Origin of the sequence: Streptomyces sp. 184 (assembly GCF_045781775.1) — a bacterium.
Lineage (GTDB): Bacteria > Actinomycetota > Actinomycetes > Streptomycetales > Streptomycetaceae > Streptomyces.
Genome location: NZ_CP123230.1, coordinates 1,855,306 through 1,868,346 on the forward strand (window position 1 = coordinate 1,855,306; position 13,041 = coordinate 1,868,346).

General features: G+C 75.1%; 13 protein-coding genes. 6 read left to right on the forward strand and 7 right to left on the reverse strand.

What is annotated here, in order from left to right:
* Positions 1–5 precede the first annotated feature (5 nt).
* Positions 6–458, forward strand: a complete 453-nt coding sequence (locus QBL21_RS08080; protein WP_407561318.1) for a PaaI family thioesterase — start codon at positions 6–8, stop codon at positions 456–458.
* A 22-nt stretch (positions 459–480) separates the two neighbouring features.
* Here QBL21_RS08080 and QBL21_RS08085 read toward each other — a convergent pair whose 3' ends face one another.
* Positions 481–1,053: a TIGR03086 family metal-binding protein gene (locus QBL21_RS08085; protein ID WP_407561319.1), complete on the reverse strand. Its 573-nt coding sequence runs from the start codon at positions 1,051–1,053 to the stop codon at positions 481–483.
* Between the two features lie 315 nt (positions 1,054–1,368).
* On the opposite strand from QBL21_RS08085, the gene QBL21_RS08090 reads away from it, so the two are divergent.
* Complete coding sequence (locus tag QBL21_RS08090; RefSeq protein ID WP_407561320.1) at positions 1,369–3,195, forward strand: GAF domain-containing protein; 1,827 nt, start codon at positions 1,369–1,371, stop codon at positions 3,193–3,195.
* 45 nt (positions 3,196–3,240) lie between these two features.
* Here QBL21_RS08090 and QBL21_RS08095 read toward each other — a convergent pair whose 3' ends face one another.
* Positions 3,241–3,936, reverse strand: coding sequence for a response regulator (locus QBL21_RS08095; protein WP_407561321.1), 696 nt, complete (start codon positions 3,934–3,936; stop codon positions 3,241–3,243).
* 207 nt (positions 3,937–4,143) lie between these two features.
* On the opposite strand from QBL21_RS08095, the gene QBL21_RS08100 reads away from it, so the two are divergent.
* From QBL21_RS08100 to QBL21_RS08110, 3 genes are all read left to right on the forward strand, one after another.
* Complete coding sequence (locus QBL21_RS08100; protein ID WP_407561322.1) at positions 4,144–4,779, forward strand: hypothetical protein; 636 nt, start codon at positions 4,144–4,146, stop codon at positions 4,777–4,779.
* Positions 4,780–5,015: 236 nt separating this feature from the next.
* Positions 5,016–5,723, forward strand: coding sequence for a S1 family peptidase (locus QBL21_RS08105; protein WP_407561324.1), 708 nt, complete (start codon positions 5,016–5,018; stop codon positions 5,721–5,723).
* Positions 5,724–5,821: 98 nt separating this feature from the next.
* The gene (locus QBL21_RS08110; RefSeq protein WP_407561325.1) at positions 5,822–6,310 is read left to right on the forward strand and encodes a hypothetical protein; all 489 of its coding nucleotides are present in this window, start codon (positions 5,822–5,824) and stop codon (positions 6,308–6,310) included.
* 14 nt (positions 6,311–6,324) lie between these two features.
* On the opposite strand, the gene QBL21_RS08115 is transcribed toward QBL21_RS08110, so the two are convergent.
* The gene (locus QBL21_RS08115; protein WP_407561327.1) at positions 6,325–7,062 is read right to left on the reverse strand and encodes an ANTAR domain-containing protein; all 738 of its coding nucleotides are present in this window, start codon (positions 7,060–7,062) and stop codon (positions 6,325–6,327) included.
* A gap of 440 nt (positions 7,063–7,502) precedes the next feature.
* Between QBL21_RS08115 and QBL21_RS08120 the strand changes: the two genes are divergently transcribed.
* Positions 7,503–8,153: a LysE family translocator gene (locus QBL21_RS08120; RefSeq protein WP_407561328.1), complete on the forward strand. Its 651-nt coding sequence runs from the start codon at positions 7,503–7,505 to the stop codon at positions 8,151–8,153.
* A 45-nt stretch (positions 8,154–8,198) separates the two neighbouring features.
* Here QBL21_RS08120 and QBL21_RS08125 read toward each other — a convergent pair whose 3' ends face one another.
* The 4 genes from QBL21_RS08125 to QBL21_RS08140 all read right to left on the reverse strand — a co-directional run bounded on the left by QBL21_RS08125 (position 8,199) and on the right by QBL21_RS08140 (position 12,990).
* Entirely contained in the window at positions 8,199–9,287 is a 1,089-nt protein-coding gene (locus QBL21_RS08125; protein WP_407561329.1) for a hypothetical protein, read from the reverse strand.
* A 125-nt stretch (positions 9,288–9,412) separates the two neighbouring features.
* On the reverse strand, positions 9,413–10,435 hold the full coding sequence (locus QBL21_RS08130; protein WP_407561330.1) for a hemolysin family protein: 1,023 nt from the start codon (positions 10,433–10,435) through the stop codon (positions 9,413–9,415).
* Complete coding sequence (locus QBL21_RS08135) at positions 10,432–11,811, reverse strand: hemolysin family protein (protein ID WP_407561331.1); 1,380 nt, start codon at positions 11,809–11,811, stop codon at positions 10,432–10,434. Before QBL21_RS08135 ends, QBL21_RS08130 begins: the two co-directional genes overlap by 4 nt.
* 231 nt (positions 11,812–12,042) lie before the next feature.
* The gene (locus QBL21_RS08140; protein WP_407566346.1) at positions 12,043–12,990 is read right to left on the reverse strand and encodes a LysR family transcriptional regulator; all 948 of its coding nucleotides are present in this window, start codon (positions 12,988–12,990) and stop codon (positions 12,043–12,045) included.
* Between the last annotated feature and the right edge of the window lie 51 nt (positions 12,991–13,041).

Below are 13,041 nucleotides of genomic sequence, written 5' to 3' on the forward strand. Positions count from 1 at the left end.
GTCACATGACCGACCTCGGGATCGACTTCGCCCAGAAGGTGCTCGACGAGCAGGCGTTCAGCCGGCTGCTCGGCGCCCGGATCACCGCCTTCGCGGACGGCGCCGCGACGCTGGAGGTGGACATCCGCGACGACCTGCGCCAGCAGTACGGCTACGCGCACGGCGGGCTGCTCGCCTACGCCGCCGACAACGCGCTGACGTTCGCCGCCGGCACGGTCCTCGGCCCGGCGATCATCACCGGCGGCTTCTCCGTGCAGTACCTGCGCCCGGCGCGGGACGGCACGCTGCGGGCCGAGGCGTACGTGGTGCACGCGGGCCGGCGCCAGGCCGTCTGCCGCTGCGACGTCTACGTGGTCGGCGGGACGGCCGGCGCGGACGGGGAGAGCGGCGGCGCCGCGGAGCTGTGCGCGGTGGCGCAGGGCACGGTACTCACGGCCCCGCAGCGCGCGGGCACGTAGACCCCGAAGGGCGTCCCGCGGCTCAGGCGCGGCGGCCGGTCAGACCCAGCAGCCGCGTCTGCGCGTCCGCGTCCGGCGGCACCTGCACGGGGTCGGCGAAGAGTCCGCTGCCCGCCAGCATAGGCGCCTGCGGCTCCAGCGTCTGGAGCGCGAACTCCGCCAGCTCCGCGGGCAGTACGTCGTCCGCGCCGATGCCCCGGGCCAGGTCCCAGGAGTGCACGACGGCATCCACGGCCATCTCGGCGCAGTAGGACTCGGCGGGGCTGTCCCCGTAGCTCAGGTGCACCGTACGGGCCAGGGCGACCGGCTCCGCGAAGGCGGCCCGGGCGTCGGCGGCGGCGGCGTCCCAGGCGGCGGCCGGATCGTCGCCTAGCTGGTCGCCGTCGAACTCGTTCCCCACGTCCGCGACCCGGTCACCGCCGAGCAGCGGCGGCACCCACAACTGCTCCACGGTCATGTGGTTGACGAGATCCCGCACGCTCCACTGCGCACACGGCGTGGACGCCGCCCACTGGTCGGGGCCCACGCGGTGGACGTACCCGGCGAACAGGTCGAGCGCGGCGGCGTGCACCGCCAGGGTCTCGTCGTCTTCCATGAGTCCACCGTAAGGCCGGGCACCGACAGCCCGCCCGCCGAGCGGGGCCCTGCCGCTCCGGCCCCGGTGGCCCGAGACCTCCTCGGGCGGATCCCCGTCGCCGTACGGCGTACGCCCGCGCGCGCCGCTCCCTTCCGCGCGCCCCTCACGCACCCCGCTCGACGCCCACGGCATCCACACTGCGTGAGGCTTTCCGCAGGCCCTCGCCGCATCGTGCATTCGGGTGACCGGGAACGGCTCCCGGAGCGTGACGACCTGGCTACCGTGGTGCAGGGAGGTGCTGGCTGACCACCCGGGGTCCTGTGGGGGGATGCGATGGCGACAAGCGGACACGAAGGCGGGCAACTGCCCCGCCTCCAGCTCGATCAGCTCCTCGACGAGCTGCAATTGCGCATCGACGAGGTGCGCGGCACCCGCGATCGGGTGCACAGCCTCCTGGAGGCCGTGCTCACCGTCGGCAGGGAGCTGGACCTGCGCCAGGTCCTGCGGCGGATCGTGGAGGCCGCGGTGGTGCTCGTCGACGCCGAGTACGGCGCCCTCGGCGTCATCGAGCCCGGCGAGCGGCTGGCGCAGTTCATCCCCGTGGGGATCTCGGTCGAGGAGTACGAGGAGATCGGCCCGCTGCCGCAGGGGCACGGCCTGCTCGGCGAGCTGATCCGGCACCCGGAGGCGCTGCGCATCCAGGAGTTGCAGGACCACCCGTCCTCGTACGGCTTCCCCGTCAACCACCCGCCGATGCACTCCTTCCTCGGCGTGCCCATCCGGGTCCGCGACGAGGTCTTCGGCAACCTCTACCTGACCGAGAAGCGCGGCGCCAAGGAGTTCGACAGCGAGGACGAGGTGGTCCTGTCGACGCTCGCCGTGGCCGCGGGCGTGGCCATCGAGAACGCGCGGCTGTACGAGGAGGCCCGGCGCCGGCAGCGCTGGATCGAGGCCAGCGGCGAGGTGACCAACACCCTGCTCTCCGGCGCCCAGGAGGAAGAGGTGCTGGGCCTGATGCTGGACCGGGCCCGCAGCATCCTCAAGGCCGACCTCGGCACCGTCTCGCTGCCCGCCGAGGGCGCCGACGAGCTGCGTATCGCGCTCGCCCAGGGCTCCGCGGCCGAGCAGCTCGAAGGGCGCACGCTGCCCATGAAGGGCACGCTGTCCGGCGCCGCGTTCACCCGGGTGGAGCTGGCGATCAGCGACGACGTGACCAAGGACCCGCGGGTCCGCGACAGCGCGCTGCCGGTCAACGGCATCGGCCCCGCGGTCGCCGTGCCGCTGGGCACCAGCGACGGGCTGCGCGGCGTGCTCCTCGTCGGCCGGGCGGTGGGCGGCGAGCGCTTCGGCCCGGAGGAGACCGACGCGCTCGTCGGCTTCGCCGGGCAGGCGGCGGTGGCCATGGAGCTGGCCCAGCGGCGCCGGGACGCCGAGCAGTTGGCGCTCTTCGAGGACCGCGACCGCATCGCCCGGGACCTCCACGACCTGGCCATCCAGCGGCTCTTCGCCACCGGCATGACGCTCCAGAGCGCGGTGCGCTTCGTGACCCACGAGGAGGGCACGGAGCGGCTGCTGCGGGCCGTGGACGACCTGGACGAGACGATCAAGATCATCCGAACCACGATTTTCGGCCTGCGCCGGCACGAGGCCGGGCCGACCGCCCAGGGGCTGCGGCTGCGCGTGCTCAGCCAGGCCAAGGACTCCGTCGCCACCCTCGGGTTCACGCCGGTGCTGCGCACCGAGGGCCTGCTCGACACCGACGTGCCCGCGCCGGTGGCCGACCACCTCGTGGCCGTGCTCGGCGAGGCGCTGTCCAACGCCGCCCGGCACGCGGGCGCGTCGTCGGTCGACATCACGGTGATCGCCGGACAGGGCCTGGTCGCGCTGACGGTGACGGACAACGGGCGCGGCCTGCCGGAGGGCGGGCGGCGCAGCGGGCTGGCGAACATCGCGGAGCGGGCCAGGGAGCTGGGCGGCGAGCTGACCCTCGACCCGCCGGCAGGCGGTGGTACGCGCCTGGTGTGGCGGGTGCCGCTGGAGCACCGGGCGGCACCTGACCGGGGCGGCCCGGCGGAGCAGGCGGACGGGCGGGCGGACGCGCCGGACGGCACGGACGGGAGCGGGCCGGACGGGAGCGGGCCGGACCGGGGCCGGGCGTGACCGGCGCGGTGCACGGCCGCCCGCGGAAGGGGCGTAAGGCGGGCGTCACGCGCCCGGGGGGCGGTGGGCCTTGCTGGCGAGCACCGCCGCCTGTATCCGGCGCTCCACGCCCAGCTTGGCGAGCAGCCGGGAGATGTGGTTCTTCACCGTCTTCTCCGACAGGTAGAGCCGCTGGCCTATCTGGCGGTTGGTCAGGCCCTCGCCGATCAGCTCCAGCACGTCGAGTTCGCGCGGCGACAGCGCGGCCAGCACCTCGTTCTCCGGCGCCGAAGGCACGTCGTCGCGGCGCAGGTTCGTCATCAGCCGGGCGGTGGTGGCGGGGTCGAGCATGGACTGCCCGGAGGCCACCGTGCGTACCGCCGAGACCAGGTCGCCGCCCTTGATCTGCTTGAGCACGTACCCCGAGGCGCCCGCCATGATCGCGTCCAGCAGCGCGTCGTCGTCGTCGAACGACGTCAGCATCAGGCACGCCAGCCCGGGCATCCGCGAGCGCAGCTCGCGGCAGACCCCGATCCCGTCGCCGTCCGGCAGCCGCACGTCCAGCACGGCGACGTCGGGCCGCAGGGCGGGCCCGCGGGCGAGCGCCTGTGCGAACGTGCCCGCCTCGCCCGCCACTTCGATGCCGGGCTCGGCCTCCAGCAGATCGCGCAGACCGCGACGGACCACTTCGTGGTCGTCGACGAGGAAGACCCTGATGGGGCGGGCCGCCGAGAATTGCCTTTCCACTGTCACGTCGGGCACCTTTCAGCTCCTGCGCGGCTGGCTCGATCGTCCTCGGCCGCCGTGCGCGGGGGTAGGGCCGAACGGACCCATGACCGGCCCGTTCAGGGCACCCGGATGCTACGACCCGGGTGACCGCGTCCGCTCGGTTGTCGCCGGAACGCGTACCGAAGTGCGACAGTCGACAGGAGAGCTGGGAGAGCCTCTACTCGGGCGTCAGGGAAGCGGATGGGGGTGCCGATGGCCGCGGGCGCGGGCATGGGACGCGAGGCGTGCCGCCCGGTGCGCAGGGTGTGGAGCCGGCGCAACCCCTTCAGGCGGCGTACGGACGTGCTGGAGGGCTGGGCGGCGTTCGGCGCCGTCGCGGTGTTCGCCGTCGGCGGCACGGCCGCGGCCTGGGCCGGGGCGTCAGCCGTACACGGGGAGTTGAGCGGCCGCGGCGCGGAGCGGCAGCGGACTACGGCCGTGCTGCTCAGGGACGCACCGCCGCTGACGGTGCTGCGGGGCGACGTGTGGTCCGGCGGCGAGGTGGTCGCCAAGGTGCGCTGGCGGGACGTCGACGGGCTGGCGCACACCGGCCGGGCCCGGGTGTCCGCCGGGCTGCTGAAGGGCTCGAAGGCGGAGATCTGGACGGACGCGACGGGCCGGCACGCGGTGGAGCCGCCGCCGCCCGCGGTCGACACCGGCGTGCAGAGCGCCGTGGCGGCCGGCGGGGCGGCGGGGGTGGTGGGGTGCCTGGCGTTCGGGTGCAGGACCGTGGTGCGCGTACGGCTGGACCGCAGGCGGGCCCAGGAGTGGGAGCGCGACTGGGCGCGGGTGGAGCCGCACTGGCGGCAGGGGAGCGCGGGCCCGTCCGAGCGGTAGCGGCGGGCACAAGGCGGCCGGGCACGCGGTGGGCGGTCGTGCGGGGCGGACGAAGGCGAGCCGGTGCGTCACGGGCTTGCGCGCCGCACCGGCTCTCACCCCCCACGCCACGGGTCGCCGAGGCGTAACCAGCATGCCCAGGGCGGCACGTGCCCCATAGGGCCGAACGGCTCTTCTGTACGGGGCAGTCGGCCCTGCGCGACAATGCGGACGCCGACCCCACGACGGGAGGATCCGTGAACTTACGCGCTCCGCTCACCCCCCACCCCGCCCCCTCGAAGCTCTTCCCGGTGACGGCCGTCCTGGCCGCCCTGCTCCTCGCCGTGCTCACCGCCCTCGCCCCGCCCGCCGCCGGGGCGCAGGACCAGGCCGTCCGCGGCGGCGACATGCTCTACAGCAGCACCGGACCGTCCTGCCCCGTCGGCTTCAACGCGGGCCGCAGCGGGGAGCGTTACGCCCTCATGCAGGGCCACTGCGTCCGCGACGCCGGCGCCGTCTGGTACGCCGACGCCGCCAGGACGGTGGAGATCGGCCGGACCGACGGCGTGAACTTCCCCGGCAGCGACTACGCCGTGATCCACTACACGAACCCCGACTTCACCTACCCCAGCCAACTGTCGGGCGGACCCGGCGGGGTGATCGACATCACCGGCGCCGCCTCGCCCTCGGTCGGGCAGCGGGTGTGCCACGCCGGCCGGACCACCGGCGTGCACTGTGGCACGGTCGTCTCGATCAACGACACCGTCGGCTACCCCGAGGGCACGGTCTCCGGCCTGTTCCGCTCCAACGTCTGCGTCGAGCCGGGCGACGGTGCCGGACCCGCGTACTCCGGCGGGACGGCGCTCGGGCTGGTCGTGTCCGGCGGCTCGTGCAGCTCCGGCGGGGCGACGTTCTACCAGCCGGTCGTGCCCGCGCTCCACGCGTACGGGCTCACCCTGCCCTGAGCCGTACGGCGGCCCGGGGCGGCCCGCCGGAAGGCGGCCCCGGGCGAACGGCCGCCGGGCGCGGGGGCGTTGTCAGTGGGCTCGTATAGAACTGATGTATGAATGATACGGATGCCCGACGACAGCACTACGCCTTCGCCCACGCCGTGCTCCGCGACCTCGCCCTGACCGCCCCGGAGCGCCTGCTCGCCGCCGCGCTCGACGGCTCGCTCGACGCCGAGTTGCGGGCGCTGTGGCGGCGGGCCGGGGCGGGGCTGCCCGCCGCGGAGGTGTCGGCGGGGGAGCGGCCGGCGGGCCGGCTCGTCCGCCACGACTCCGTCCTCGTCACGCTGCCGCCCGCCCTGGCCCCGCCCGAGGCGCACTTCGTGCTGGTCACGGCGCCACCGGGGGCGCCCGTGCGGTATGCGGTGCTGGAAGCCGCGCCCGGCCCGGCGGGGCGGCCGGCGGCGATGCTGTGCATGTGGGCGATGACGGCGGACGGCCCGGCCCACGCGAGCACGCTCCAGTTCCTGCCGCCGCGCGAGGACCGGTTCCTGGATGCCGCGATGGAACTGCCCAGCGTGCCCCCGACGTTCGCGCTGTCCTGACGGGCCGACCGGATTCAGCCTTCCTGCACCGCCGCCGGGTCGAGCCCGTCCTCGACGACCTCGCGGGCCACGTCGGCCAGCGGCCGGCGGGTGTTGCGGGCGTGCCCGCGCAGCAGGCGGAACGCCTCGTCCACGGCGATGCCGCGGCGCTGGGCGAGCGCGCCCTTGGCCTGTTCGATGACGACGCGCGAGTTGAGCGCGTTCTGCAACTGCGCGGCGATAGACGCCTGTTCCGCGAGGGCGCGCTGCTGGAGGATGCCGATCGCGGCGACGTCGGCGAGCGCCTGGCCCAGGCGCAGTTGCGCCGCGTGCAGGGTGCCCGGCCCGTCCCGGAACAGCGTGAGGGCGCCGACCGTCGTGCCCCGCATCCGCAGCGGCGCCGAGGCGACCAGGGCGAACCCCAGCTCCAGCGCCCGGCCCGTGAAGCGGGGCCAGTCGGCGCGCGCCCGTGCGTGCGCGAGCGGGGTGGCCGGCACCGGTCTCGCGGTGCGGCAGCAGTCGACGGCGGGGCCCTCGCCCCACTCCACGCCCGCCGACTCCAGGGCGTGCGTGCGCTCGTCGGAGGCCGAGGCCGTCAGCGCGGCCCCGTCGTCGGCGGCAAGGACGACCCCCGCGGCGCGGACGTCGACCAGCTCGGCGCAGTGCAGCGCTAGCCTGCGCGCGTGCTGCTCGACGTCGAAATCGCTGACGAGGGTGTCGGCCAGGTCGACGAACGCGGCGGCCAGACCTTCCTCTCGCGACTCCTCGGGCATGGGGTCGTCACCTCAATTCACGGCTGCTGTGCCGGCCGGATGTGCGGCCGGACGTGCCGCCGGAGGTCACGCGCGACCCGCTGCCCGCATCCGGGTACGAGGACTGAACTCGGGAGTGGTTCCCGTTCGGGCGTGGGCGCGTAGCGGGACATGCTCCAGCGATGGGCGGTTCGCTCGTGCTCCGGCGACGGCCCACCGGGGTCCGGGGTGGTCGTGGCAGACCACACTAGACGGCTGTGGCACGGGGGGCGAAGCTACCCCGCGGAGGCGGGCGTTCAGCGAGCGTTCGGCGGTCGTACGGGGCCCGGGATGGCATATGCCGGTGCCATACGGAGGGGCCCGCGGCCTCCGGCGAGCGGTGGGCGACGGCCCGGCGGAGCCGCATCCCGGCAGACGAAATGCGGTCGCCCGGCGCGGGGAGCGGTGCGAGTATCGCCGCCATGGTCGACATGTCCCTCCTCGCCGCCTTCGTCGTGGCGATCTTCGTGCTCTCCATCACCCCGGGCCCCGACATGATGTTCATCGTGGCCATGGGCGGCCGCGGCGGCTCCGGCATGGGCGTCATGGCTGCCGCGGGCGTGGCCTGCGGCATGCTCGTGCACGCCTGCGCCGCCGCCCTCGGGCTCTCCGCGCTCTTCGGCGCGCTGCCGGTGCTCTACCACGTGCTCCGCTGGCTCGGCGCCGCCTACCTTCTCTACCTCGCGATCCGCGCCTTCCGAGACCGCTCCGTGCCCGGCGACGAGGACGACGCGGCGGCCGACGCCGACGGCCGGCGCACCGGCCCGCGCCCGCGCCGCGCGTTCTGGCAGGGAATGATCACCAACCTGCTGAACCCCAAGGTCATCATGTTCAACATCGCCTTCCTGCCGCAGTTCGTGGACCCGGGCCGCGGCCATCTGCCGCTTCAGCTCCTGCTCCTCGGCATCACCGGCGTCGTGGTCGGCTTCTGCGTCGACGGCTCGGTCGGCCTGCTCTCCGGCCGGCTGTCGAAGGCGCTGCGCCGCAGCCGGCGGCTGGCGCGCGGGCTCAACATCTTCAGCGGCACCGTCTTCGCGGGCCTGGCCGTACGGCTGGCGGCCACACCGCGCTGAGCGCGGCCCCGAACGCCCGGGCGCCGCGGCGGCGGCGCCCGGCCGTCATGCCGAGGTGAGCCCCGCCTGCCGGGCGGGCCCCGGGTCGAGCAGCGCCCAGCTCCGCTCGTCGCCCCACGCCGAGTCCGGGGCGACGTACGGGCGCAGCAGCTCGTCGAGTTCGGGGTCGGCGAGACCGGCCAGCGCGTCGGAGGCCCGCTTGCGCGCGATCCCGGCGAGGAAGTCGGCGAGCTGCGCCCGAGGGTCGGTCTCCGCGTCCACGAAGCGCAGCGCGCGCAGGTGCGCGCGGGGCGGCCGGCACACCTCGTACAGCCGCGCCACCCGCTCCTCGGTCAGCGCCGTCTGCCGGTCGTGCACGACGGTCACCGCCGCCCCGTCCCGACCCCAGTACCCGACGCCCGCGGCCAGCGCCGGCAGCAGCGAGTCCAGCGCCGGCACCGTCCGCGGGTCCGCGAGGAGCGCGGCGCGCAGCGCCTCGGCCCGCGGTCGCGCCTGCCGTACGAGCCCCAGCATCCGCCCGGCCTCGCCCGGCGCCCCCTCGCGGTGCAGCGCGTCGGCCAGCAGGAAGAAGCCGTCGGCCGAGGTCTCCGCGCCGCGGCGGGTGTTGATCCACATCAGCTCGTTGAACGAGGCGAGGAACGCCTGCCAGCGCTCGCGGCCGTAGCCGGCCGGGCCCTCGCGGTAGAGCACGCCCGCCGGGCCGCGCGGGTGCGCGCCGCGCAGCATCGCCGCGGCGTCCGCCGGGTCGGTCCCGGCCACCAGCAGGTCCACGACGCGCGCGACGGCGAAGAACGCCTTCTCGGTCAGGTGCACCCGGGCCCGGCCGGGGAGGGGCCCGTCGGGGCCGAGGAACCACAGCAGCGTGCCGCGGTGCTTCTCGCGCTGGAGGTGGTTCGCCTTGTACACGGTGGCGGGGGAGCGGATGCGCCCGCGCAGCTCGCGGATGCAATCGGCAGCGTCCGCGACCGGGATCACCACCCCGGCGTGGGCGAAGACGTCGGTGATGCCGCCGACCAGGTTCTCGCCCTCGTACCCGGACTCGTCGCAGACCAGCTCCAGACCGGGGGCGGGGGCCGGGTCGCGGGGTACGCCGCCGGGGGCGTCCGCGGGCACGCCGGGGGACCGACCGCGCATGACCGCCTCCCGCCGTTGCCGAGAGCGCGACCGTACCGCGGCCGGTCCCCGGGCACGAGGGGTTTTCCCCCGCGGCGCCGCCGCCCGCCGGCCCGGGCCCGTCACCGGGCCGGCGGGCGGCGGGCTCAGGCCGCGCTCGGCGCCGGGCCCACCAGCTCGGACAGGACGTCCTCCATGGTGACGAAGCCCAGCACCCGCCCCTGGTCGCCGGTGACGGCGGCCAGGTGGCTGCCGGCGGCGCGCAGCGCGGTGAGCGTGTCGTCGAGCGGGGTGTCGATGGCCACGCGGGTCATCGGGTGCAGCGCCGACCGCGGGAACGGCGCCTCCCGCTCCGTCACGCCGAGGGTGTCCTTGATGTGCAGGTAGCCCAGGAGCGCCCCGCCCCGGTCGGTGACCGGGAAGCGGGAGAAGCCCGCGTCGGCGGCCAGCCGCTCCAGCCTGGCCGGGGTGACGGTGTCCTCGACGGTGGTCATGGTGCCCGCGGGCACCAGGATCTCGCCGACCGGCCGGGTGCCCAGCTCCAGCGCGTCCCGCAGCCGCTCGCCGTCGGCCGGCTGGAGCAGCCCGGCCTGGCTGGCGTCGGTGACCATCCGGGCGAGCTGGTCGTCGGTGAAGACCGCGGCCACCTCGTCCTTCGGCTCCACCCGCAGCAGCTTCAGCAGCACGTTGGCGAAAGCGTTGATCCCGAAGACCACCGGGCGCAGCGCGCGGGTCACCGCGACCAGCGGCGGGCCCAGCAGCAGCACGGTGGGCACCGGCGCGGCCAGGGCGATGTTCTTCGGGATCATCTCGCCGATCAGCATGTGCAGGTACGTCGCCACCGTCAGCGCGATCACGAACGCGATCGGGTGCACGGCGGCCGACGGCACGTTCGCCGCCTCGAAGCCGGGCTCCAGCAGGTGTGCGATGGCCGGCTCGGCGACCGCGCCCAGCACCAGCGAGGAGACGGTGATGCCGAGCTGGGCCGTGGCCATCATCGCGGAGAGGTGCTCCAGGCCGTAGAGCGTGATGCGGGCGCGCTTGTGCCCGCGGCGGGCCTGCGGCTCGATCTGGCTGCGCCGTACGGAGATCATCGCGAACTCCGCGCCGACGAAGAAGGCGTTGGTGACCAGCGTCAGGGCGCCGATCCACAGTTGCAGCGCGGTCACCGGCGCACCTCCTGGGCGGGCCGGCGCTGGTCGGGCGCGGCGGCCCGGCGCGGCGGCGCGGCACCGGCCGCGTTGCCGGCGGGGGCGGTGATGCGCACCCGGTCCGCGCGGTGGTGCTCGACGGCCAGGACGTCCAGCCGCCAGCCGCCGAGGTGCACCGCGTCGCCCTTGGCGGGGATGCGGGCCAGCAGCGTGGCGATCAGCCCGGCGACCGTCTCGTACGGCCCCTCCGGGGCTTCCAGGCCCATCTCTGCGAGCTGGTCCAGGCGGACGCTGCCGTCGGCGTCCCAGGTGGGCCGGCCGTCCGCGCCGACGCCCGCCGGCTGGAGGTCGGGCAGCTCCACCGGGTCGTGCTCGTCGCGTACCTCGCCGACGACCTCCTCCACGATGTCCTCCATCGTGGCCACGCCGGCGGTGCCGCCGTACTCGTCGATGACCACGGCCATCGTGCGCCGCTCCCGCAGCCGCTCCAGCAGCCGGTCGGCGGGCAGCGTCTCGGGCACCAGCAGCGGCTCGGTGGCCAGCTCGGTGACCGCCGTCGCGGCCCGCATGGAGGGCTCCAGCGCGAGCACGTCGCGGATGTGCACCGTGCCGACGACCTCGTCCAGGCTGTGGGCGTAGACGGGGAAGCGGGACAGGCCGGTGGCGTGGGCGAGGTTCGCGGCGTCGGCGGCGGTGGCGCCGGACTCCAGCGCCTTGACGTCGACGCGGGGCGTCATGACGTTCTCGGCGGTCAGCTCGTGCAGGTGCAGGGTGCGGACGAACAGCTCGGCGGAGTCCGCCTCCAGCGCGCCGCCCGCGGCGGAGTGCCGGGCCAGCGAGACCAGCTCGTCGGGCGTACGGGCGGAGGCCAGCTCCTCGGCGGGCTCCAGGCCGACGCGGCGCACGACGCGGTTCGCCGTGCTGTTCAGATGGCGGATGAACGGGCCGAAGGCGGTGGTGAAGCCGCGCTGCGGGCCGGCCACGGTCTTCGCCACGGCCAGCGGCCGGGCGATCGCCCAGTTCTTCGGTACCAGCTCGCCGATCACCATCAGCACCACCGTGGACAGCGCCACCCCCAGCAGCGTCGCGACCGGCGAGGCCGCGCCGCCCAGGCCGAGGGCCCGCAGCGGGCCGCGCAGCAGCGTGGCCAGCGAGGGCTCGGCCAGCATGCCGATGACCAGCGAGGTCACGGTGATGCCGAGCTGGGCGCCGGAGAGCTGGAAGGTGAGCCGGCGGACGGCCCTGAGGGCGCCTTCGGCGCCCCGCTCACCGGCGGCGGCGGCGCGCTCCAGATCGCCGCGCTCGACGGTGGTCAGGGAGAACTCGGCCGCGACGAAGATCGCGCAGGCCAGGGTCAGCGCCAGGGCGGCGAGCAGCAGGAGGATCTCGGTCACCGTGCCACCCCCGCCCCGTCAGTCGTTCTCCGGTGGGCTGTGGCACGGCTGGTACTGGGAGGTTCGCCCATTGCGGGACGCTGCTCCTTCGTGATCGTCGGTGTGGGTGTCCTGGAGTTTCCCCTATCGAGTGTCTCCGACACCAGGGTAAAGGGATAGTAAACCGGCTTGCGCGCCCGCGGCCAGGCACGGAGCAGCGGCGGCCGGTCCGGCCGGAGGGGCCGGGCGGCGTCAGGTGAACAGCAGCGGGTTGTCGTTGCGGTGCAGCCAGCGCAGGTACGTCTCCGTGGATCTGGCCGCCTCGCGGTAGGCGTCCTCCAGGGCGCTGTAGACGGCGTGGAACTCGCCGTCTGTGGTCGACGCCGCCCGGGCGGCCAGCAGCAGCCGTACGGTCAGCGGATCCCCGCGCAGCGGCCTGATCGCCATGCCCGGGCGCGGCGTCGAGGTGGGCTGGCACGGGGTGACGGCGACCCCGGCGCGTACCAGGTCGGCGCCCGTCAGGTAGTCGCCCTGGATGACCCGCAGCTCCAGCCCGGCGGTGGCGAACATCCGGCGGATGCCGTGCCACTCGCCGTCCACGTGCGGGTCGACGACCCACGGGTGCCCGTGCAGGTCGGAGAGCGTCACCTCCTCGCGCTCGGCGGCGGGGTGCGCCTCGGGCAGGGCGACGAACTGCGGCTCGCGCCACAGCAGGGTGCGCTGCCCGACGCCGTCGGGTACGCGCAGCGGGCAGCCGGTGACCTCGTGCACGAACGCGACGTCGAGCTGGCCCTCGGCGACCATCCGCAGCAGCGAGTTCGGCGAGGGGTCGACGCGGATGGAGACGTCCGTGTCCGGGAACCGGCCGCGCAGCCGGCACAGCCAGCCGGCCACCGCGCGGTTCGCGGTGCTGCCCAGCCGCAGCCGCGGCCCGCTCTCCAGCGCGCGGGCCTCCTCGCGCGCCTCGCTGACCAGCGTGGACATCTCGGCGAGTATCGGCCGGGCGCGCGCGGTCACCGAGCGGCCGAGCGGCGTCGGACGGCAGCCCGAGCGGTCGCGTACGAACAGCGGACCGCCCACGGCCCGTTCGATGCGGTTCAACTGGGCCGTCAGGGCGGGCTGGGAGACCCCGAGCCACCTGGCCGCCCCGTGCACACTTCCGGCGTCGGAGATAGCGCACAGCGCGCGCAGATGCCTCAACTCCAGCTCCACGCGTGGAGCATAGCCGCAATTTTTTGTCAGGGGCACTAC

Bases quoted from the DNA above. Each gene is read 5' to 3' on its own strand.
- QBL21_RS08080 (WP_407561318.1), top strand. From the start codon at position 6: ATGACCGACCTCGGGATCGACTTCGCCCAGAAGGTGCTCGACGAGCAG.
- QBL21_RS08085 (WP_407561319.1), bottom strand. From the start codon at position 1,053: ATGGAAGACGACGAGACCCTGGCGGTGCACGCCGCCGCGCTCGACCTG.
- QBL21_RS08090 (WP_407561320.1), top strand. From the start codon at position 1,369: ATGGCGACAAGCGGACACGAAGGCGGGCAACTGCCCCGCCTCCAGCTC.
- QBL21_RS08100 (WP_407561322.1), top strand. From the start codon at position 4,144: ATGGGGGTGCCGATGGCCGCGGGCGCGGGCATGGGACGCGAGGCGTGC.
- QBL21_RS08110 (WP_407561325.1), top strand. From the start codon at position 5,822: ATGAATGATACGGATGCCCGACGACAGCACTACGCCTTCGCCCACGCC.
- QBL21_RS08115 (WP_407561327.1), bottom strand. From the start codon at position 7,062: ATGCCCGAGGAGTCGCGAGAGGAAGGTCTGGCCGCCGCGTTCGTCGAC.
- QBL21_RS08120 (WP_407561328.1), top strand. From the start codon at position 7,503: ATGGTCGACATGTCCCTCCTCGCCGCCTTCGTCGTGGCGATCTTCGTG.
- QBL21_RS08125 (WP_407561329.1), bottom strand. From the start codon at position 9,287: ATGCGCGGTCGGTCCCCCGGCGTGCCCGCGGACGCCCCCGGCGGCGTA.